Genomic DNA, 19,134 nt, shown 5'->3' with positions numbered 1-19,134 from the left:
GTAACAAAAAGTGAATTGGATAGGAGAAAAGAAATGAATGTGAAAGAACTAATCGAAGAGATTGAAAATGATGTCGAGTTAGTATTGTATTTAAACCGGGTCCCCAAAAAGAATAAGAAGACCCAAGTTAGTTATCTCGAATCACTGAATCATCTGGCCTATTTACTTTATCTGGATGGTCAAGAGAAAATGGCTAAGGAATTATTAGATCGTATCATACAAGTTCCATTTGAAGGGAATTATAACACCTGGACCTTTGTCGATAGCTCTCTGGGTTTATTGGCCTATCTGGAAAGAGAAAAAGAAAATCAGGTAATCGTCTATAAAAAACTCCTTTTATCTCCATTAGAACAAGGGGAGGAATCCACTCAAAAAATAAGAAGGAGAGTTCATCAGAGATTTTTGAATGGTGATAGCTTGGAGCAAAAGCTTGCAAAAATCGAGCAAGCTTCAAGTCCTGAATCGGAAATGGAACGCCGTTTGCTATACTTGACAGATTTATTGAAGATTCACCTTTTTATTGATGAGTCAATTTGTGAAGAGACAGATATCCAGACAAAAATCGAAGAGAATATGGAGATACTAAAGAAGTATATCAAGGAGCATGAAATTTATAGCCTTTTTCCTTTTAAAGGATAAGGTGAGTTAGCAATCTTGGACTTTTAGAAAAGAGTAGAATATGGAAATCAAAAATCACTTTGGGGTATACGGAGTCTGTCTTCAAGAGGGGAAACTGCTCTGTATTGAAAAAACAAGAGGCCCCTATCAACATCGTTTTGATCTACCGGGTGGTAGTCAGGAACTCGGTGAGGGGTTGACAGAAACCCTTAAGAGAGAAGTTCTAGAAGAGACGGGCTATACTCTTAGCCGTTACTTAAATCCTAGGATTTATGACGTGCTGGTTCAAGAAGAGGGGGAAGACTTCGCTGTACATCATATCATGGCCTTTTATGATGTAGTGCTCGATTTCGAGAGCTCTCAAAAATCCCTTCCTCATGAAGTTCTTGATGGAAGTAATGATTCAGCAAATGCCATTTGGCTTCCTCTTGAGCGGATTACCGAAGAAAATGCCTCGCCTTTAGTATTAAAGGTGAAGGCAGAGTTATTAGGATTTCCAGAATTAGAACGGACAAGCTATAAGAATTGGAAGGTGAAATAGAGGGAAAATGGAACTATTTAAAACATGGAAGAAATATATGGTTCTCTATGGTCTTAAATCTCAAATCGGGACTGTTTATCAAAACAGTGATAGGACAACGATTTTTTATGATATTGGGAATTTTTTATACCTAGCAGGGGAGTTAGATTCCAGATTTTGGGAAGATTTTGTTAGGCAATATGGTTTAGATTATAAGATTATTATTTCAGAAGACACTAAGTGGCAAGATTTTCTGCATCGGCAAGTTGGGTTAATTTCTTTTACTCGCTATTCTTTTAAAGATAAGGCAAATTTTCAAGTTGAATTTCTAAATGATCTAGTTAGTCAGTTAGAGAAAGGTTGCAATATTGTACCTATTGATAATCGTATTTATAACTGCCTTTCTGAGGAAGAATGGTCACAAGATTTACAGGGGGATTTTGAGTCCTACCAGGATTTTGCTTTAAAAGGTGGATTTGGCTTTGTGATTCTTAAAAATAATGAAGTGATTGCTGGGATTTCCTCAGGGTTAGTTTACCGTGAAGCAGTTGAAGTGGAAGTTGCAACTAGACCAAACGAACAAGGAAATGGATTTGCCAAAAAGCTTGGTGCTGCAATGATTCTAGAGAGTTTAAATAGAGATATGTTTCCACTTTGGGATGCTCATAACGAGGCTTCCAAAAAAGTAGCAGAATTTTTAGGATATGAGTTAGTTGAACCTTATGAAGCTTTTGAACTAGAGGAAAGTGTCATATAATGATATCTGATATTGTATCTTTTAAGACGAGGTGAATGAACATGCAAAATCAACTAGCTCTTAGTGGCGAAAAAATTGTTGAGAAAGTTTATCCCCATTTATTGCACCACGTCGGCTTGATTCGTGGGGAATACTTGTTGAGAGAACTAAACCAAAACATACTATTACCAAATTGCCAGCAATTTGTGAAAGATTATCTAGACACTATTTGTCATTTGTACTCAGATGAAGAAGTCTGGTATCGCTTTTCAGAGTTAACAAATGCAGAAGCAAATAGTCTAGACGGGACTAAAGAGTATTTTGACGAACGCCACCCCTTATTTGGATATAGAGGGACTAGGCGTTTATTGGCATGTCCAGATGAATTTCAGGCTGAGACAAATGTTGTTACAGAAGTTTTTCAAACCAATCCCAATCTGTCTGTTATTTTTCCTTTTGTCAATGATGCCGAACAATTAAAACAAGCTATTACAGTATTGCGTCAGTATGGTTATACCGGGAAAGTCGGCACGATGATTGAATTACCATCAGCTTATTTCGACTTGGACAGGATACTAGAAATGGGCATTTCAAAGATTGTAGTTGGAATGAATGATTTAACTTCTTTTATTTTTGCGACTGTGAGAAACAGTCAATGGCATGATATGGAAAGTCCAATTATGTTAGATATGTTGAGACAGATGCAGGATGAAGCAAAGAAGAACAAGATTGATTTCGCTGTAGCAGGCTATCTGAATCCTTCTTTCATACAAAAAATGAATCAGATGGGTATCGAATGTATTCTCCATTACAGCTCTATTCCAGAGATTTTTGATTTAGAAATTGACCATCCAGACCATCTTAAACATATAAAAGAAGAAAGTAAAAAATTACAAAGGAGAACTTATGACACCTCAAGAAATGTGGAATGCCTACAAGCAAATCAACCCCTCTATCGGAGATGAGATAGACGCCTGGGCCTTTGGAGTGGATCCAGAGCTTTTAGCGGAACTGGTCTTTAAAGGCGAAAAAACAGCAACAGCTTCAGCCTATAATCTATACGCACTAGAGAACGAACCCCTTCCGCAAGAAGGAACCTTTGATGTCGTTTTAGACAGTAATGATCAAGCTGTCTGCATTATTGAAATTACAAAGGTTTCTGTTCAGCCCTTCCATCAAGTGTCAGCCGACCATGCCTATAAGGAAGGTGAGGGAGACAAATCTCTAGCTTATTGGCGTCAGGTTCATGAAGACTTTTTCAAAGACTGCTTTGGAGAAGCAGGTCTGGTTTTTACACCTGACAGCAAGGTAGTTTTAGAAGAATTTCGCAAGGTTTATCCATTATAGAACACGCTCTCCTTTTCGGAGAGTTTTTTGATCTGGTCTTATTTTCCAAAAGGGCTAAAAAATGGTATAATGTAAGCGATATTGTACAGAAAAGAGAAATGTTATGCCAAATTATGCCATTATTTTAGCAGCGGGGAAAGGTACCCGTATGAAATCAGATCTGCCCAAGGTTCTTCATAAGGTTGCAGGGATCTCTATGTTGGAGCATGTCTTCCGTAGTGTTGGAGCCATCTCACCTGAAAAGACTGTAACAGTTGTGGGCCACAAGGCGGAATTGGTAGAGCAAGTCTTAGTGGGACAAACAGAGTTTGTCAAACAAACCGAACAATTGGGAACTGGCCATGCGGTTATGATGGCAGAGCCAGTCTTGAAAGGCCTTGAAGGGCATACCCTCGTCATTGCAGGAGACACTCCTTTGATTACGGGTGACAGTCTCAAACACTTGATCGACTTCCATATCAACCACAAGAATGTGGCAACGATTTTGACAGCCGAAGCAGCGAATCCATTTGGCTATGGCCGGATTGTTCGTAATGACAACGCGGAAGTGCTTCGCATCGTCGAGCAAAAAGATGCGACAGATTTTGAAAAACAAATCAAAGAAATCAATACAGGGACTTATGTCTTTGACAATGCCCGTCTTTTTGAAGCTTTGAAGAATATCAATACCAACAATGCCCAAGGTGAATACTATATCACAGATGTGATTGGGATCTTCCGAGAAGCAGGAGAGAAAGTTGGAGCCTATACGCTCAAAGACTTTGATGAAAGTCTCGGGGTTAACGACCGCGTGGCCCTTGCGACAGCAGAAGGCATCATGCGTTGTCGCATTAACCAAGCCCACATGGTCAATGGGGTGAGCTTTGTCAATCCGGATGCAGCCTATATCGATGTCGATGTTGAGATCGCACCAGAAGTGCAAATCGAAGCCAATGTTACCCTAAAAGGGCACACAAAAATTGGGGCTGAAGCCGTCTTAACCAATGGAACCTATATTGTGGACAGTGAAATCGGTGCAGGTGCTGTCATCACCAACTCTATGATTGAAGAAAGCACGGTAGCAGATGGTGTGACAGTAGGACCATACGCTCATATTCGTCCTGGTTCTAGCCTGGCCAAAGATGTCCATATTGGAAACTTTGTCGAAGTCAAAGGTTCGTCTATCGGAGAGAATACCAAAGCTGGTCATCTGACCTACATTGGCAACTGCCAAGTTGGTAGCAACGTTAACTTTGGTGCAGGAACCATCACCGTCAACTATGATGGCAAAAATAAATACAAGACTCTTATTGGCAACAATGTCTTTGTTGGTTCAAATTCGACCATCATTGCACCAGTTGAATTAGGCGACAATTCCCTAGTAGGTGCTGGATCCACCATTACCAAGGATGTACCAGCAGATGCGATTGCAATTGGTCGTGGCCGTCAAGTCAATAAGGATGAGTACGCGACTCGCCTTCCTCATCATCCTAAAAATAAATAGGAGGTTTTCATGCAATTTGAAGAAAAAACCATTGAGCGCAAGGAGATTTATCAAGGACCGATTTTTCAAGTGGTCACAGATCAGGTGGAACTGCCCGACGGGAAAGGTCAAGCGCAGCGTGATTTGATTTTTCATAATGGAGCAGTAGCGGTTTTACCGATCACAGATGAGGGCAAGACCATTTTGGTCAAGCAGTACCGCAAGGCGATCGAGAGAACTTCTGTAGAGATCCCTGCAGGGAAGTTGGAAAAGGGTGAAAATGCGGATCCTCAAGCAGCTGCTCTGCGTGAATTGGAAGAAGAAATTGGTTACACAGCGGATCTAGAGTTGTTGTATGATTTTTATTCTGCCATTGGGTTTTGCAACGAGCGGATCAAACTCTATGCTGCGACCAATTTGAAAAAAGTGGAAAATCCTCGCCCTCAAGATGAAGATGAGACCTTAGAGCTGCTAGAAGTGACCTTGAAGGAGGCTAAAGACTTGATCCAAGCTGGCGAGATCTGTGATGCCAAGACCATTATGGCGATTCAGTACTGGGAATTATCCAATAAATAGAGGAGGATCCAATGGGAAAACCTTTATTAACAGATGAAATGATTGAACGAGCGAGGCGTGGCGAGGAGATCTCGGGCCCTAAGATGCTAGATAACGAAGAGACGAAGATCCTTCGAACAGACCACAGAGGATTTGGCTATGAACGTCCCGTCAGAGAAAGTCGAAGCCAAGGCCCACAAGAGCGTTATTCGCAGGATACCTTGCAGATCCAAGTGGAGCCAACGGTAACAAAGAGTCGTCGAATTGAGGAACAAAAACAAAGTGTTCTCCAATCCAAACTTAATAAGATTTTGTTCTGGATCATCGTGCTCCTCATTGTCTTGATTATTGCTATTTGGCGTCTGTAAGATCGTCACAAGGAGAAAAATGATATGAAAATTGGAATTATTGCAGCCATGCCACAGGAGTTAAAGATCCTTGTCGAAGCTCTTAAAAATGGGGAAAAACATCTGCGTCTTGGAAAAGTATACTATACGGGATCAATCGGTCACCATGAAGTCGTTTTAGTTGAAAGTGGCATCGGAAAAGTTATGTCTGCTATGAGTGTAGCGGTCCTAGCCAATGATTTCAAAGTGGAAGCCATTATCAATACGGGTTCTGCAGGTGCTCTGGCCCCAGGAATAGCTGTTGGCGATATTGTTCTTGCGGATAAATTGGCTTATCACGACGTGGATGTGACTGCTTTTGGCTACCAGTATGGCCAGATGGCCAGCCAACCGCTTTATTTTGAATCTAGTCGCTATTTTGTATCGGAAATGAAAAAAGTACTGGAAGAAGAAGCTACTGCAACGCACGTGGGTCTCATTACGACTGGAGATAGCTTTATTGCTAGTGAGGAAAAAGTCGCAAGGATTCGGGAGCATTTCCCAGAAGTTTTGGCAGTTGAGATGGAAGGGGCAGCCATTGCTCAGGCCGCTCATGCAGCTGGCCGTCCCTTCATGGTTATTCGGGCTATGAGTGATACGGCCGATCACGAAGCCAATATCTCTTTTGATGAATTTATCATTCAGGCTGGCGAGCGCTCTGCTCAAACCTTGATTACTTTCTTGAAGAGATTAGTATAGAAAAAGATAGGGAGATTGAAAATGTATCGTGAATCATATTTTGATGGAGGCCTGTTTTCATATATTGGCCATGTTTTATTAGCAACTCTTATTACTGTACTGACCTTAGGTATTTGTGCTCCTTGGGGCATGTGCATACTGTATAACTGGAAGATCAAGCATACCGTGATTGATGGTCGTCGTCAGTACTTTGACGGCACAGCCATGCAGTTGTTTGGAAATTGGATTAAATGGTGGTTCTTTACCATCATTACATTTGGGATCTATGTGTTCTGGTTAAATATCAAGGTTACCCAATGGGTTACCAAGCATACTCATTTTTTAGACTAATCGAAAAGGACTTGTCCAAGGACGAGTCCTTTTTGTGAAGCCATTTCTTTAACCTCTATCGGTCCTTCATGCTATAATAGATTCTAGTAATGTAAAGGAGAAGTTATGGTCTTATCAAAAAAACGAGCACGTCATGTGATTGAAGAAATTATCGCCCTTTTTCCAGATGCGAAACCGAGTCTAGATTTTCGTAATCATTTTGAATTATTAGTGGCAGTCATGCTCTCTGCTCAGACGACTGATGCAGCTGTTAATAAAGCGACACCAGGTTTGTTTGCGGCTTTTCCAACCCCACAAGCCATGGCAGCAGCTAGTGAAGCAGCTATCGCTAAGCACATTTCCAAATTAGGCCTCTATCGCAATAAGGCTAAGTTTCTCAAAAAATGTGCCCAACAATTGTTGGACAACTTTGATGGGCAGGTGCCTCAGACTCGTGAAGAGTTAGAAAGCCTGGCAGGAGTAGGACGTAAGACAGCAAATGTCGTCATGAGTGTGGGATTTGGAATTCCCGCCTTTGCTGTCGATACGCATGTGGAGCGCATCTGCAAGCACCATGACATTGTCAAGAAGTCAGCAACCCCATTAGAAGTGGAAAAGCGAGTCATGGACGTCCTACCTCCTGAACGCTGGTTACCAGCTCATCAGGCCATGATCTATTTTGGACGGGCTATTTGCCATCCTAAAAATCCAGAATGTGATCAGTACCCACAGCTCTATCATTTTGATTAAAGAGGAGATTCTCCGCATAGACCAGCGGGGGTCTTTTTTTACGTAAACGTATATTTATTAAAAGGATTGAAAGATGAAATTTTGCAAATCTGTGGTGGTAGGCACCTAGACTCGCCTATCTAGCTTCTTTGAGATCGATTTCAAGATGCTTTTTCTTGACATCTTATTATATTCATTCAGAAATAGCGAACTTTTTTAAAATAGATTTGGTTTTTTTTAAGAAATAGTGTATAATGATAGAAAATCTAACATAAGGAGATAGTGATGAAAGCAAAAAAACTGTTAGCTCTTGCAGGAGTTTCTGTTGCAGGTGCCTTTCTTTTAGCAGCATGTAGCGGTGGTAGTAGCAATCAAGCAACCTACTCATTTGTCTATTCAGCCGACCCAAATACCTTGGATTATATCGCTGCAACTCGTACAACAACTTCAGATATCACAAGTAACCTAGTCGATGGTCTTCTTGAAAATGACCGATACGGAAACTTTGTACCAAGTCTAGCAGAAGATTGGACTGTCTCTGAAGATGGATTAACCTATACTTACAAACTTCGTAAGGATGCCAAATGGTATACGAGCGAAGGAGAAGAATATGGGGCTGTTACGGCTCAAGACTTTGTGACAGGGATCAAACACGCTGTTGAATCGAAATCAGAAGGTCTCTTCTTGATTCAAAATTCGATCAAAGGTTTGGATGCCTATGTAAAAGGGGAAACCAAAGACTTTAATACAGTTGGGGTTAAAGCCTTAGATGACTACACCATCCAATATACTTTGGTCCGTCCAGAAAGCTTCTGGAACTCAAAAACAACCTCTGGTGTTCTTTTCCCGGTCAACGCTGATTTCTTGAAATCTCAAGGAAAAGACTTTGGTTCTTTGAAACCTAGCAGCATCTTATACAATGGTCCATTCTACTTGAAATCTTTGACCTCAAAATCTGAAATTGAATTAGTCAAGAACAAAGATTATTATGATGCGGAAAATGTCCATATTGATAATGTCAAATTGACCTTTAATGACGGATCAAACCCAGATGCAATCATTAAGAACTTTGAAAAAGGTCAATATTCCTTTGCATCTGTTATGCCAAATAGCTCAACGTATAAGAGTGTCAAGAAAAACTTTGGCGACAACATTGTATATGGTTTGCAGTTGGGAACATCCTACTATCTTGGATTCAACTTGGACCGTCAGAAGTATGATCATACCGCTAAAACAACAGACGAGCAAAAGGCCTCTACCAAGAAAGCAATCTTGAACAAGGACTTCCGTCAAGCAGTGAACTTCGCCTTTGACCGCAAATCCTATGCGGCACAAGTCTCAGGTTCTGATGCGGCTGAGAAGACCCTTCGGAGTACCTTGGTGCCACCAACTTATGTCCAAGTCAATGGAGAAGATTTTGGTAAAGTCGTTGAAAAACAATTGGTCACTTATGGCGATCAATGGAAGGATGTAAGCTTGGACGACGGTCAAACAAGCCTCTACAATCCTGAAAAAGCTAAAGCTTCATTTGCGAAAGCCAAAGTTGAATTGCAAAAACAAGGGGTTCAATTCCCAATTCATTTGGACTACATTGTCAGCCAAGTGGACAATAGTATGGTCCAACAAGCAAGCTCCTTCAAACAATCTGTAGAGTCAGCGCTTGGTGCAGATAATGTCGTTGTAGATCTTCAAAAGGTATCGGATGACGATTTCCAAAATATTACCTACTTCAGTGATACAGCTGCTGCGAGAGATTACGATATCTCAGGCGGTGGTTGGGCCCCTGACTACCAAGACCCATCGACTTACCTCGAAAGTATCAGCCCTGTAAATGGTTCTGTCTTCTACTACCTTGGTATTGATGCTGGTTCAAACAACCCTGCGATTGCAGCAGTTGGTTTGGATCAATACGCCAACATGTTGAAAGACGCAGATGCTGAGTTGTTGGATCAAGCAAAACGCTATGAAAAATATGCAGCGGCGCAAGCTTGGCTGACAGATAGCGCTATTACGCTTCCAACTGTTTCAAACGGTGGTGCTCCAATGCTCCAACGTACTGTGCCATACAGCCGTGCTGCTTCATGGGTTGGTACAAAAGGAACAGGAACCTTCTACAAATACCTTGAAATGTCCAAAGATGTTGTCACTGCAAAAGACTTTAACAAGGCCAAAGAAGAATGGTTGAAGAAAAAAGCAGAATCCAATAAAAAAGCTCAAGAAGATCTCAAAGATCATATTGAGAAGAAAAAATAAAAAAACAATCATTGTTCCATCAATGAGGATAAAAAAAGTCGGAGCCTTCATCTGAGGGCTCCGGTTTTTTTAGGTCTCGAATGTTAGTTTGTCTCATTCTTTAAGATGAAAGATAAATCAATCACCCGCTATTGAACTGGACTCAAAAAAATAGATTTTTGGGTATAGCTCATAGATGGGTGATGATCATTCTATTCGCTAAATCTTAAAAAATAGCCATCTGGATCTAAAACTGCAAATTCATGAGGATAGATATAATGGTCGTCAACACGAAATTTTCTTTTGGTCAATGGGCGATGAATAGGATAGTTGGCTTCTAACAATTTCTGATAGAGCCTAGGGACATCCTCTATACCAAAGGAGATATTGACTCCACGACCAAATGGGTAGGTTAGTTCAGCTAATTCATCCTTTGTTCCCTCCTCAAGCATGAGCTGGCAATCTTCAAGAGACAGGAAGAGAAATTTTTCTTCTAGACGCTGGTATTCGATGGTGAAACCCAGTAAATCACAGTAGAAGGAACGGGACTGTTCTATATTTGAAACCATAAACTCGGGAATGACTGCATTGTAGTTCATAAAAAAATCCTTATAATTCAATCTCCAAGACAATGGGGGTGTGGTCTTGGCGTGCGCCTGAGTCAATCATGTCTGACTTGGTAACCTTATCTGCAATGCGGTTTGAGGTTAACCAATAGTCGATTCTCCAGCCTGTATTGTTGATTTTTGAGGTTTTACTGCGCTGTGCCCACCAGGTATAGCGCTCAGGGACATCGCCGTGAAGGTGACGGAAGGTATCTGTAAAGCCTGCTGCTAGAAGGTTGGTAAATCCTGCACGTTCTTCGTCTGTGAAACCTGGTGAACGACGGTTGCTGGCTGGATTAGCAAGGTCGATTTCCTTGTGGGCCACGTTGTAGTCTCCAGTAGCAAGGACAGGTTTTTCTTTGTCTAGGTTAGCCAAATATTCAGCATATTTGACATCCCATACTTGGCGTTCTGCTAGGCGTTTGAGGCCATCACCGGCATTAGGAGTATAGACTTGTGTTACAAAGAAGCCATCAAATTCCAGGGTAATGATCCGGCCTTCCAAGTCCATGGTCGAAGGAGCACCGATCTCTGGGAAAGTCACAATAGGGGAGAGTTCTTTTTTATAGAGGAACATGGTTCCAGCATAGCCTTTGCGAGCTGGCTCTTGAGAAGAGCGCCAGGTATTTTCGTAGCCAGGGAAGAGTTCCTCAAGAATTTCGAGGTGTTTTTTAGTAGGTCCTTTAGCGGATAACTTGGTTTCTTGAATGGCAATGATATCTGCATCCTCAGCGACTAAGGTTTGAAGGACTTCTTGAGAGAGTTTAGCGCGTGCTGAATCACTGGTCAATGCAGCATTAAGCGAGTCGATATTCCATGAAATGAGTTTCATTGTGTTTCCTTTTCTTGACATAATTGATAGTTTTATTATAACAAAATTTTAATGATTTTCTGATCACAATGCCTTGAAATCTCTTGTGAAATCTATTATAATAGCTTGAATTCATTTGGAAAAAGGGAGTTGTTTATGAAATTTTACTCTTATAACTATGTGTTGGGTCAGATCAGCCAGCAAAACTGGGTGACCATTGGGATATCTGGCTTGCTTGTTCTTCTGACTGGTTTTTTTGCGGTGAAAGCCTATCGGGAGAAGCACGATAGCAAATTCCGCGAATTATCTATTATCTCCATTTTAACTCTGGTGGCAGTGGTCTTGATCAGTATCAGCAATTTCCAAAATAGCCAAAGTAATAATGATCAGTTCCAACTCTCACTCCATTTTATTGAGGTCATCTCAAAGGAGTTGGATGTCAAAAAAGAAGATGTCTATGTCAATACTTCAGCAGCCACAGATGGGGCGATCCTGAAGGTTGGAGAGGTTTATTACCGAGCTATCGCAGGCTCTGACCCAGATAGCTACCTATTAGAAAAGATGGATCTGTATAAAACAGACGTGGAACTTGTGGAGGTGAACAAATGACAGTAGATTTTTTAGCCATTTTGATTAAATTAGCTATCGGCTTGATTTCCTTGGTATTTGTAATCAATGTGACCGGGAAAGGAAACTTAGCACCAAGTTCTGCAGTAGACCAGATACAGAACTTTGTTCTTGGGGGAATTATTGGTGGGGTCATCTACAATAGCTCCATTACTATTCTTCAATACATTGTGATTCTCTTGATGTGGACTATTTTGATCTTACTCTTAAAATGGCTCAATACCAATGTCCGTTTTATGAAGCACTTGATCGATGGCAAACCAACTGTCATTATCAAAAATGGGAAGCTTGATCCGGAAGCTTGTCGATCCAAGGGACTTTCTGCTTCAGACGTTGCCTTGAAATTGCGTTCACAAGGAATTTTCCAATTAAAGGGAGTGAAACGAGCTGTCATTGAACAAAACGGTCAAATGATCGTTGTCCGTGCGGGGGATGAAAATCCTAAATACCCAATCATTACGGATGGTGTGGTTCAGCTTGAAATTTTGGAAACAATTGGGAAAAGTGAAGAGTGGTTGCTAGCTGAATTGGAAAAAGAAGGCTATGACAACGTTTTGGATATTTTCATTGCTGAGTATGACAAAGGAAAAATCAATGTTGTGACTTATTAGAAAAAAAGATTGGGCGAGCATGTCCAATCTTTTTTCTTCATAAAATTCCAGGAAAGGTCCCTTCCTTTTCTTGAGATACTCTTGGAAAAATAGTAAAATGGAAAGTAAGTGTTGATTAGAAAAGAAGGATAGAACATTTCATGAAGAAGAAAATACGGAAGTTTGAGAATCATTCGATAACACGCAGACTCTACCTGCTGTTTAGTTTGATTTGCCTTCTTTTTTTGGTTCTGATTGCCCGACTTGGCTATATGCAGATCTCTCACCAAGCCTACTATACGGATAAATTGGCAAAAGCTACCAAAAAGACGGTCAAACAAGGGAGTGTGCGAGGGCAAATCTATGATGCTTCTGGTAAGCCCTTGGTGGAAAATGTTGGCAAACAAGTCTTGACCTTTACGCGGGATCGCAAAATGACGGCCCAAGAAATGCGAGAGACAGCTGGAAAACTCTTGCAGTATGTCGATGTAGAAAATCCTCAAGTGACCGAACGGCAAGAAGTGGATTACTATCTAGCCAATACCAAAGTCTACCAAGAGGTTGTAGGTCACTTACCCGAGAAAAAGAAATTTGATACAGATGGCAACCGTCTACCAGAAGCTAAGATTTACCAAGCAGCTGTAGAGAGTGTCGATCCCTCTAAACTTGGTTACACAGAAGATGAGAAAAAGATTATCTATCTCTATAGTCAGATGAATGCTGTGGAGAATTTTGCCACCGGAATCATTACGACACAAGCACTAGGAGCTGAGCAAATCGCGACCATTGCTGCAGACAGTCAAGATCTTCCAGGAATTGCGATTACGACTAGCTGGGATCGCAAGGTTTTGGATACTCCTTTAGCCTCTATCATCGGAACGGTTTCGACTGAGCAGGCAGGGCTTCCGGCAGAAGAAGTCGAGGACTATGTCAAAAAAGGCTACGCTCTGAATGACCGGGTCGGAACCTCTTATCTCGAAAAGGAATACGAGGAGGTCCTTCAAGGAAAACGTAGTGAAAAAGAAATTCTCCTGGATAAAAATGGCAACATGGAGAAAGTGGTAGACATTTCAAAAGGAGCTAAGGGGGAAAATCTCAAGCTCTCGATTGACTTGGATTTCCAAAAAGGGGTGGAAGATATTCTTCGATCTGCCTTTAACGCAGAGTTGCAAGCTGGAAATGCGACATACTCCGAAGGTGTCTATGCTGTAGTCCTTGAGCCTGATACAGGGAAAGTTCTTGCCATGGCAGGCATTAAGCACCAGGCTGGTAGCCAGGACTTGTCAACCGATGCTCTGGGAACAGTCACCAATGTCTTTGTCCCAGGATCGGTCGTTAAAGGAGCAACCTTGACTTCAGGATGGGAAAATGGTGCCATTTCTGGCAATCAGGTACTGACCGATCAGCCCATTGTTTTTGCAGGATCAACGCCGATTAACTCTTGGTTTACCCAATATGGCAGTCGCTCCATCAATGCAGTAGAAGCTTTGGAATATTCTTCCAATACCTACATGGTTCAAATTGCTCTTAAGATGATGGGGCAACCCTACACTCCAAATATGACCTTACAAGTAGATCAAGTGGACCCTGCTATGAAAAAACTTCGTTCTACTTTTGCAGAGTACGGTCTTGGAACGTCAACGGGGATTGACCTTCCCAATGAATCGACCGGTTTTATCCCGAAAGAGTATACAGTCGGTAATTATTTGACCAATGCCTTTGGCCAGTTTGACAACTACACCCCTATGCAATTGGCTCAGTATGCGGCAACCGTTGCAAATGATGGGAAGCGGGTGAGTCCTCATGTCGTCGAAGGCATCTATGATAATAATGACCAAGGTGGCCTCGGTCAGTTGAAAAAAGCGATCGAAACCAAGGAGCTCAATCAGGTCCATATCTCAGAGGAGGACATGGCCTTGATCAAACAAGGATTCTACCAGGTTGCGAATGGTACGAGTGGGTTGACGACAGGGAAAACCCTTGGTCAAGGGGCCAGTGTGCCCATCAGTGCAAAGACTGGTACAGCTGAAACCACTGTCGATGGAGGCAAACAAGCCATTAATACCAATGTGGTGGCATATGCCCCATCGAATAATCCGAAGATTGCAGTAGCGGTGGTCTTTCCGCACAATACCAATCTGCAAGCGACGGTCAGTCATTCCATTACGCGTGACATTATTAACTTATACAATCAGAAACACCCCATGAATTAGAAAGGAAACTATGCTTTATCCAGCACCTATTGCAAAATTAATTGACAGCTATTCGAAGTTGCCAGGAATTGGGATCAAAACAGCGACCCGTCTTGCTTTTTACACTATTGGCATGTCAGATGATGATGTTAATGAATTTGCCAAGAACTTACTGAATGCCAAGCGTGAGCTAGGGTATTGCAGTATTTGTGGCAATTTGACTGATGAAGAAACCTGCGAGATTTGTCGAGATGAAACGCGGGATCCATCCCTCATTCTCGTTGTTGAAGATAGCCGGGATGTCTCTGCTATGGAAAATATCCAGGAATACCACGGTCGTTATCATGTCTTGCATGGCTTGATCTCACCCATGAATGGCGTGGGACCCGATGATATCAATCTCAAGAGTTTGCTCAGTCGCTTGATGGATGGAACAGTTACTGAGGTGATTGTTGCGACCAATGCGACGGCAGACGGAGAGGCAACTTCCATGTATATCTCACGCGTGCTCAAACCAGCAGGCATCAAAGTGACCCGTTTGGCACGAGGTCTAGCAGTTGGAGCCGATATCGAGTATGCGGACGAAGTGACCCTTCTTCGTGCGATTGAAAATCGGACAGAATTATAAGAGAAGTTCTTTCGAAAGGGCTATCATTATGGTATACTATCAAGTAAGAAATCAAGGGAACAATTAGGGAGAAACTATGAGTAAACAAGACTTAATCCTGTTGTATGGTGGACGTAGCGCAGAACGTGAAGTATCTGTTCTTTCAGCAGAAAGCGTGATGCGCGCGATTGATTACCAAGCATTTTCGGTTCAAACCTATTTTATTACGCAGTCAGGAGATTTCATCCAGACGCAAGCTTTTGAAGAGAAGCCAGCGGATGATGAGAAATTGATGACCAACGATACAGTGGACTGGTCTAAAAAAGTCGCACCATCAGCGATTTACAAGGAAGGAGCAGTGGTCTTTCCAGTTCTTCATGGACCAATGGGTGAAGATGGTTCCATCCAAGGCTTCTTAGAAGTCTTGAAAATGCCTTATGTTGGCTGTGGCATCTTGGCTTCTAGTGTCGCGATGGACAAGATCACGACCAAGCGGGTTTTGGAATCTGCAGGGATTCCACAAGTTCCTTATGTAGCTGTAGTGGAAGGCGATGACTTGGAGGAGAAAATTGCTGCAATTGAAGCTACTCTCTCTTATCCAGTCTTTACCAAACCGTCCAATATGGGATCTAGTGTTGGGATTTCAAAATCTGAAAACCAAACAGAACTTCGGACTGCTCTCGAATTGGCCTTCAAATACGATAGCCGTGTCTTGGTAGAACAAGGGGTCAATGCGCGTGAGATCGAAGTTGGGCTCCTTGGAAACTATGATGTGAAAAGTACCTTGCCAGGTGAAGTTGTCAAAGATGTTGCCTTCTATGATTATGATGCCAAATACATCGACAACAAAATTACCATGGCCATTCCAGCTCAATTGGACCCTGAGGTTGTGAAAACCATGCGGACCAACGCAGAAAAAGCCTTTCGTGCGATCGGTGGTTTGGGCTTAGCTCGCTGTGATTTCTTCTATACTGATAAAGGAGAGATCTTCTTAAATGAGCTCAATACTATGCCAGGCTTTACCCAATGGTCTATGTATCCCTTGCTTTGGGACAATATGGGTCTCAACTATACAGATTTGATCACCAAGTTAGTAGAGCTTGGAAAAGAAGTTTTCCAAAAACACGAAGCACATTTGTTGTAAGAAAGAGGCCACCGTTTGGTGGCTTTTTTTGTGGTCTAGAATATGGTATAATGAGAAGAATTTGAAACGAGCGTTTAGACCTTTGGGGAAGACGCTACGGAGAACTGAGGAGTCGGATATGAATCTCACATTACATGAAGTTGCTCATCTAGTACATGCAAAAAATGATATCAGCCAATTTGAAGATGTGGCCCTCGTCAAACCTGAATTTGACAGCCGTTTGATTGGGCCTGGAGACCTTTTTGTTCCCTTAAAGGGAGCGCGTGATGGGCACGATTTTATTGAGACTGCTTTTGAAAATGGCGCTGTAGCGACCTTGTCTGAAAAAGAAGTAGAAGGCCACCCGTATTTGTTGGTAGATGATGTTCTAGGGGCCTTTCAAAAATTAGCCCAATATGTTTTGGAGAAGAGTCAAGTAGATGTCTTGGCGGTCACCGGTTCAAACGGTAAGACAACGACCAAAGATATGTTAGCTCAGTTATTATCTACTACTTATAAAACCTATAAAACACAAGGGAACTACAATAACGAGATTGGCCTTCCTTACACGGTTCTCCATATGCCAGAAGGAACAGAGAAGCTTGTCCTTGAAATGGGACAGGACCATCTGGGAGATATTCATCTCCTCTCAGAAATTGCCCATCCAAAGGCAGCAATCGTGACCCTCATTGGGGAAGCTCACCTGGAGTTTTTCAAAGATCGCAAAGAAATCGCTAAAGGGAAATTGCAAATTGCGGATGGCATGCCAACTGGTGGCTTGCTTCTAGTACCGGCCGATCCGATTGTAGAGGATTTTTTACCCAACCAACAAGAGCTTGTGCGCTTTGGTGAAGGAGCTGACATCAGCATTACCAAGTTGGAGGAACGCAAGGATAGCCTGACTTTTGAAGCGAACTTCTTATCAGATGCTATTGACCTGCCTGTAACAGGCAAATACAATGCGACTAATGCCATGATTGCAGCTTATGTTGCCCTGCAAGAAGAAGTGAGCGAAGCGGCGATTCGTGATAGTTTTGCTACCTTGCAATTGACGCGCAACCGCACGGAATGGAAAAAGGCCAGTAACGGAGCAGATATCTTATCCGATGTCTACAATGCCAACCCAACTGCCATGCGCCTGATTTTAGAAACCTTCTCAACCATTCCTGCCAATCCAAATGGCCGGAAGTTGGCAGTTCTTGCAGATATGAAAGAACTAGGGGAGCAATCCATTGATCTGCACAACCAAATGATTCTCAGTCTCTCGCCGGATGTCTTGGATACGGTGATTTTCTATGGCCAGGACATTGCGGGCTTGGCTCAGTTAGCGAGTCAGATGTTTCCACTCGGACATGTCTACTATTTCAAAAAGACCGCTGAAGAAGACCAGTTTGAGGACATGGTCAAACAAGTCAAGGAAAGCTTAAAAGAGCAGGACCAAATCCTTATCAAGGGAAGCAATTCCATGAATTTAGCCAAATTGGTAGAGGAATTGGAAAAGGCCTAGCAAAAAGAGAAGGAAATTCTCTCCAAAGATAGGCTTAAATAAACTAAAGGAATATGAAAATGACACTTTGGGATTTATTGTTTACGAACCAAAAATCAGCCCCGCCTGAATTTGGGCTCTGGTATTTCATTCTGCCAGCTTCTTTGTTGGTGGTTGGTTACTTTTCCATCAGATATGCACAGTCCAAAATCTACCAACGCTTTTGGTATTGGGCGCAGTTGATCCAAGTTTTGACCATTAATGCTTGGTATATTCTCGCCCACATGCCTTTGACGGATAATTTGCCTTTCTATCATTGCCGCTTGGCCATGTTGGTGATTCTTTTTGCACCTAGAGGGACCTATATCAAGCAATATTTTGCTCTCTTGGGAGTTCTAGGATCGATTGCGGCCTTGGTGTATCCAGCCTTTGATCCCTTCCCTTTCCCTCATATCACAGTTCTGAATCTAATTTTTAGCCACTGGGCCTTGCTTGCCAATAGTTTGATTTACCTACAGGATCATTATCAATCTGAAAAACAAGATGGCTTGAGAATTTTCAAGATCACCTTTGGCATGAATGCCTTGATTTTCTTGGTCAACCTTTTGACGAAAGGGGATTACGGCTTCTTACGGCGTCCACCAATTATTGGGGACCACGGTGCACTCTTGAACTACCTTTTGGTTAGCTTTGTGATGGTAGCTGGAATTTGCTTGGTCAACCAACGGTATAAGTACAAATACAAGATGGTTGAAGAGACTGTCGTTTCGCGTTCAGAATAGAAAATAGCTTAGCTGAGGTTAGGAAATCATGACTCTTTGGGATTTATTTTTTACCAGTCAACCAACAGCCCCTCCTCAATTGGGGGCTTGGTATTTCTTTTTGCCGACCTCATTGGTAGTGGTGGGTCTTCTGTCGATTCGATTTGCTTCTTCCAAAGGCTATCAAAACTTTTGGTATTGGGGGCAATTGATTCAGTTGCTCATCATCAACTCTTGGTATCTAGCTGCTCACTTGCCTCTTTCAGAGAGTCTTCCCTTCTATCATAGCCGCATGGCCATGTGGATTATTCTTTTGGCTCCCAAGGGGAGCTTCAAACAATATTTTGCCCTCGTGGGAGTCTTTGGCTCCATTATGGCCTTGATTCATCCTGTTTTTTATCCCTATCCTTTTCCTCACGTATCTTCGATCAACAATGTCTTTGGTCACTGGGCTCTCCTGGCCAACTGTTTGATCTATCTGGTTCAATCCTACCAGGTGGAAGAAGGGGATGTTTGGAAAATCTGTCAGATGACGTTTGGGGTCAATGCCATTATTCAGCTTGCGAATCTCGCAACGGGTGGAAACTACGGCTTTATGCGTCGCCCTCCTGTGATAGGTGACCACGGCCTTGTGCTCAACTATTTGATCGTGACAGTTCTCATGACGGGGACACTGATTTTCATCAATACGATCGTTCAGTACAGTAAGAAAAGAAGAATACCTAAATCTGTTTAAATA

At 42.2% G+C, this 19,134-nt stretch carries 22 protein-coding genes; 20 read left to right on the top strand and 2 right to left on the bottom strand.

Translation table 11 applies throughout. From position 1 onward, the window contains the following. Window positions 1-33 precede the first annotated feature (33 nt). From QM968_RS03215 to QM968_RS03160, 12 genes are all read left to right on the top strand, one after another. Window positions 34-639 (top strand): DUF6707 family protein, encoded by a 606-nt coding sequence (locus tag QM968_RS03215; RefSeq protein ID WP_414382179.1) that lies wholly within the window; start codon window positions 34-36, stop codon window positions 637-639. Between the two features lie 40 nt (window positions 640-679). Beyond that, window positions 680-1,159, top strand: coding sequence for an NUDIX hydrolase (locus QM968_RS03210; protein ID WP_414382176.1), 480 nt, complete (start codon window positions 680-682; stop codon window positions 1,157-1,159). A 7-nt stretch (window positions 1,160-1,166) separates the two neighbouring features. After that, complete coding sequence (locus tag QM968_RS03205) at window positions 1,167-1,895, top strand: GNAT family N-acetyltransferase (RefSeq protein ID WP_314837023.1); 729 nt, start codon at window positions 1,167-1,169, stop codon at window positions 1,893-1,895. A gap of 41 nt (window positions 1,896-1,936) precedes the next feature. Next, on the top strand, window positions 1,937-2,839 hold the full coding sequence (locus QM968_RS03200) for a putative PEP-binding protein (protein WP_414382172.1): 903 nt from the start codon (window positions 1,937-1,939) through the stop codon (window positions 2,837-2,839). Next, window positions 2,781-3,221 (top strand): ASCH domain-containing protein, encoded by a 441-nt coding sequence (locus QM968_RS03195; protein ID WP_414325154.1) that lies wholly within the window; start codon window positions 2,781-2,783, stop codon window positions 3,219-3,221. Before QM968_RS03200 ends, QM968_RS03195 begins: the two co-directional genes overlap by 59 nt. A gap of 103 nt (window positions 3,222-3,324) precedes the next feature. Continuing rightward, window positions 3,325-4,704 carry a bifunctional UDP-N-acetylglucosamine diphosphorylase/glucosamine-1-phosphate N-acetyltransferase GlmU gene (glmU, locus tag QM968_RS03190; RefSeq protein WP_414382169.1) on the top strand — a complete coding sequence of 460 codons (1,380 nt, stop codon included), beginning with the start codon at window positions 3,325-3,327 and terminating at the stop codon, window positions 4,702-4,704. A gap of 9 nt (window positions 4,705-4,713) precedes the next feature. Beyond that, on the top strand, window positions 4,714-5,259 hold the full coding sequence (locus tag QM968_RS03185) for an NUDIX hydrolase (protein WP_129822257.1): 546 nt from the start codon (window positions 4,714-4,716) through the stop codon (window positions 5,257-5,259). Between the two features lie 11 nt (window positions 5,260-5,270). Then, window positions 5,271-5,606 carry a cell wall synthase accessory phosphoprotein MacP gene (macP, locus tag QM968_RS03180; protein WP_009732494.1) on the top strand — a complete coding sequence of 112 codons (336 nt, stop codon included), beginning with the start codon at window positions 5,271-5,273 and terminating at the stop codon, window positions 5,604-5,606. A gap of 24 nt (window positions 5,607-5,630) precedes the next feature. Next, window positions 5,631-6,323, top strand: a complete 693-nt coding sequence (locus QM968_RS03175) for a 5'-methylthioadenosine/adenosylhomocysteine nucleosidase (protein WP_414325158.1) — start codon at window positions 5,631-5,633, stop codon at window positions 6,321-6,323. Between the two features lie 21 nt (window positions 6,324-6,344). Further along, complete coding sequence (locus QM968_RS03170; protein WP_414325159.1) at window positions 6,345-6,653, top strand: hypothetical protein; 309 nt, start codon at window positions 6,345-6,347, stop codon at window positions 6,651-6,653. 105 nt (window positions 6,654-6,758) lie between these two features. Then, a complete protein-coding gene (gene nth / locus QM968_RS03165; protein WP_315375136.1) occupies window positions 6,759-7,382 on the top strand; it encodes an endonuclease III in 624 nt (207 codons plus the stop codon). 264 nt (window positions 7,383-7,646) lie between these two features. Then, on the top strand, window positions 7,647-9,614 hold the full coding sequence (locus tag QM968_RS03160) for a peptide ABC transporter substrate-binding protein (protein ID WP_414382166.1): 1,968 nt from the start codon (window positions 7,647-7,649) through the stop codon (window positions 9,612-9,614). A gap of 191 nt (window positions 9,615-9,805) precedes the next feature. Here the strand turns inward: QM968_RS03160 and QM968_RS03155 are convergent, their stop codons facing one another. Both QM968_RS03155 and QM968_RS03150 read right to left on the bottom strand, forming a co-directional pair. Then, window positions 9,806-10,192 carry a bleomycin resistance protein gene (locus QM968_RS03155; RefSeq protein WP_003014423.1) on the bottom strand — a complete coding sequence of 129 codons (387 nt, stop codon included), beginning with the start codon at window positions 10,190-10,192 and terminating at the stop codon, window positions 9,806-9,808. Between the two features lie 10 nt (window positions 10,193-10,202). Then, window positions 10,203-11,030, bottom strand: a complete 828-nt coding sequence (locus QM968_RS03150) for an exodeoxyribonuclease III (protein ID WP_414325163.1) — start codon at window positions 11,028-11,030, stop codon at window positions 10,203-10,205. A 135-nt stretch (window positions 11,031-11,165) separates the two neighbouring features. Between QM968_RS03150 and QM968_RS03145 the strand changes: the two genes are divergently transcribed. From QM968_RS03145 to QM968_RS03110, 8 genes are all read left to right on the top strand, one after another. Beyond that, window positions 11,166-11,618 carry a DUF3290 family protein gene (locus QM968_RS03145; protein ID WP_414382163.1) on the top strand — a complete coding sequence of 151 codons (453 nt, stop codon included), beginning with the start codon at window positions 11,166-11,168 and terminating at the stop codon, window positions 11,616-11,618. Beyond that, window positions 11,615-12,247, top strand: coding sequence for a DUF421 domain-containing protein (locus tag QM968_RS03140; RefSeq protein ID WP_049515494.1), 633 nt, complete (start codon window positions 11,615-11,617; stop codon window positions 12,245-12,247). The genes QM968_RS03145 and QM968_RS03140 overlap by 4 nt, the downstream gene beginning before the upstream one ends. A gap of 140 nt (window positions 12,248-12,387) precedes the next feature. Further along, window positions 12,388-14,439 carry a penicillin-binding protein PBP2B gene (gene pbp2b / locus QM968_RS03135; protein WP_414382160.1) on the top strand — a complete coding sequence of 684 codons (2,052 nt, stop codon included), beginning with the start codon at window positions 12,388-12,390 and terminating at the stop codon, window positions 14,437-14,439. A 10-nt stretch (window positions 14,440-14,449) separates the two neighbouring features. Then, window positions 14,450-15,046, top strand: coding sequence for a recombination mediator RecR (gene recR / locus QM968_RS03130; RefSeq protein ID WP_021152853.1), 597 nt, complete (start codon window positions 14,450-14,452; stop codon window positions 15,044-15,046). A gap of 76 nt (window positions 15,047-15,122) precedes the next feature. Next, window positions 15,123-16,169: a D-alanine--D-alanine ligase gene (locus tag QM968_RS03125; protein WP_414326149.1), complete on the top strand. Its 1,047-nt coding sequence runs from the start codon at window positions 15,123-15,125 to the stop codon at window positions 16,167-16,169. A 118-nt stretch (window positions 16,170-16,287) separates the two neighbouring features. Continuing rightward, window positions 16,288-17,655: a UDP-N-acetylmuramoyl-tripeptide--D-alanyl-D-alanine ligase gene (locus tag QM968_RS03120; protein ID WP_414325168.1), complete on the top strand. Its 1,368-nt coding sequence runs from the start codon at window positions 16,288-16,290 to the stop codon at window positions 17,653-17,655. A 59-nt stretch (window positions 17,656-17,714) separates the two neighbouring features. After that, a complete protein-coding gene (locus QM968_RS03115; RefSeq protein WP_009732507.1) occupies window positions 17,715-18,416 on the top strand; it encodes a YwaF family protein in 702 nt (233 codons plus the stop codon). Between the two features lie 28 nt (window positions 18,417-18,444). Further along, window positions 18,445-19,131 (top strand): TIGR02206 family membrane protein, encoded by a 687-nt coding sequence (locus QM968_RS03110; protein ID WP_414382157.1) that lies wholly within the window; start codon window positions 18,445-18,447, stop codon window positions 19,129-19,131. The last annotated feature ends 3 nt before the right edge of the window (window positions 19,132-19,134 follow it).

Origin of the sequence: Streptococcus sp. OMI870 (genome assembly GCF_047460295.1) — a bacterium.
In the GTDB taxonomy this organism is placed as follows: domain Bacteria; phylum Bacillota; class Bacilli; order Lactobacillales; family Streptococcaceae; genus Streptococcus.
This window is presented reverse-complemented; position numbering and strand designations above follow the sequence as displayed.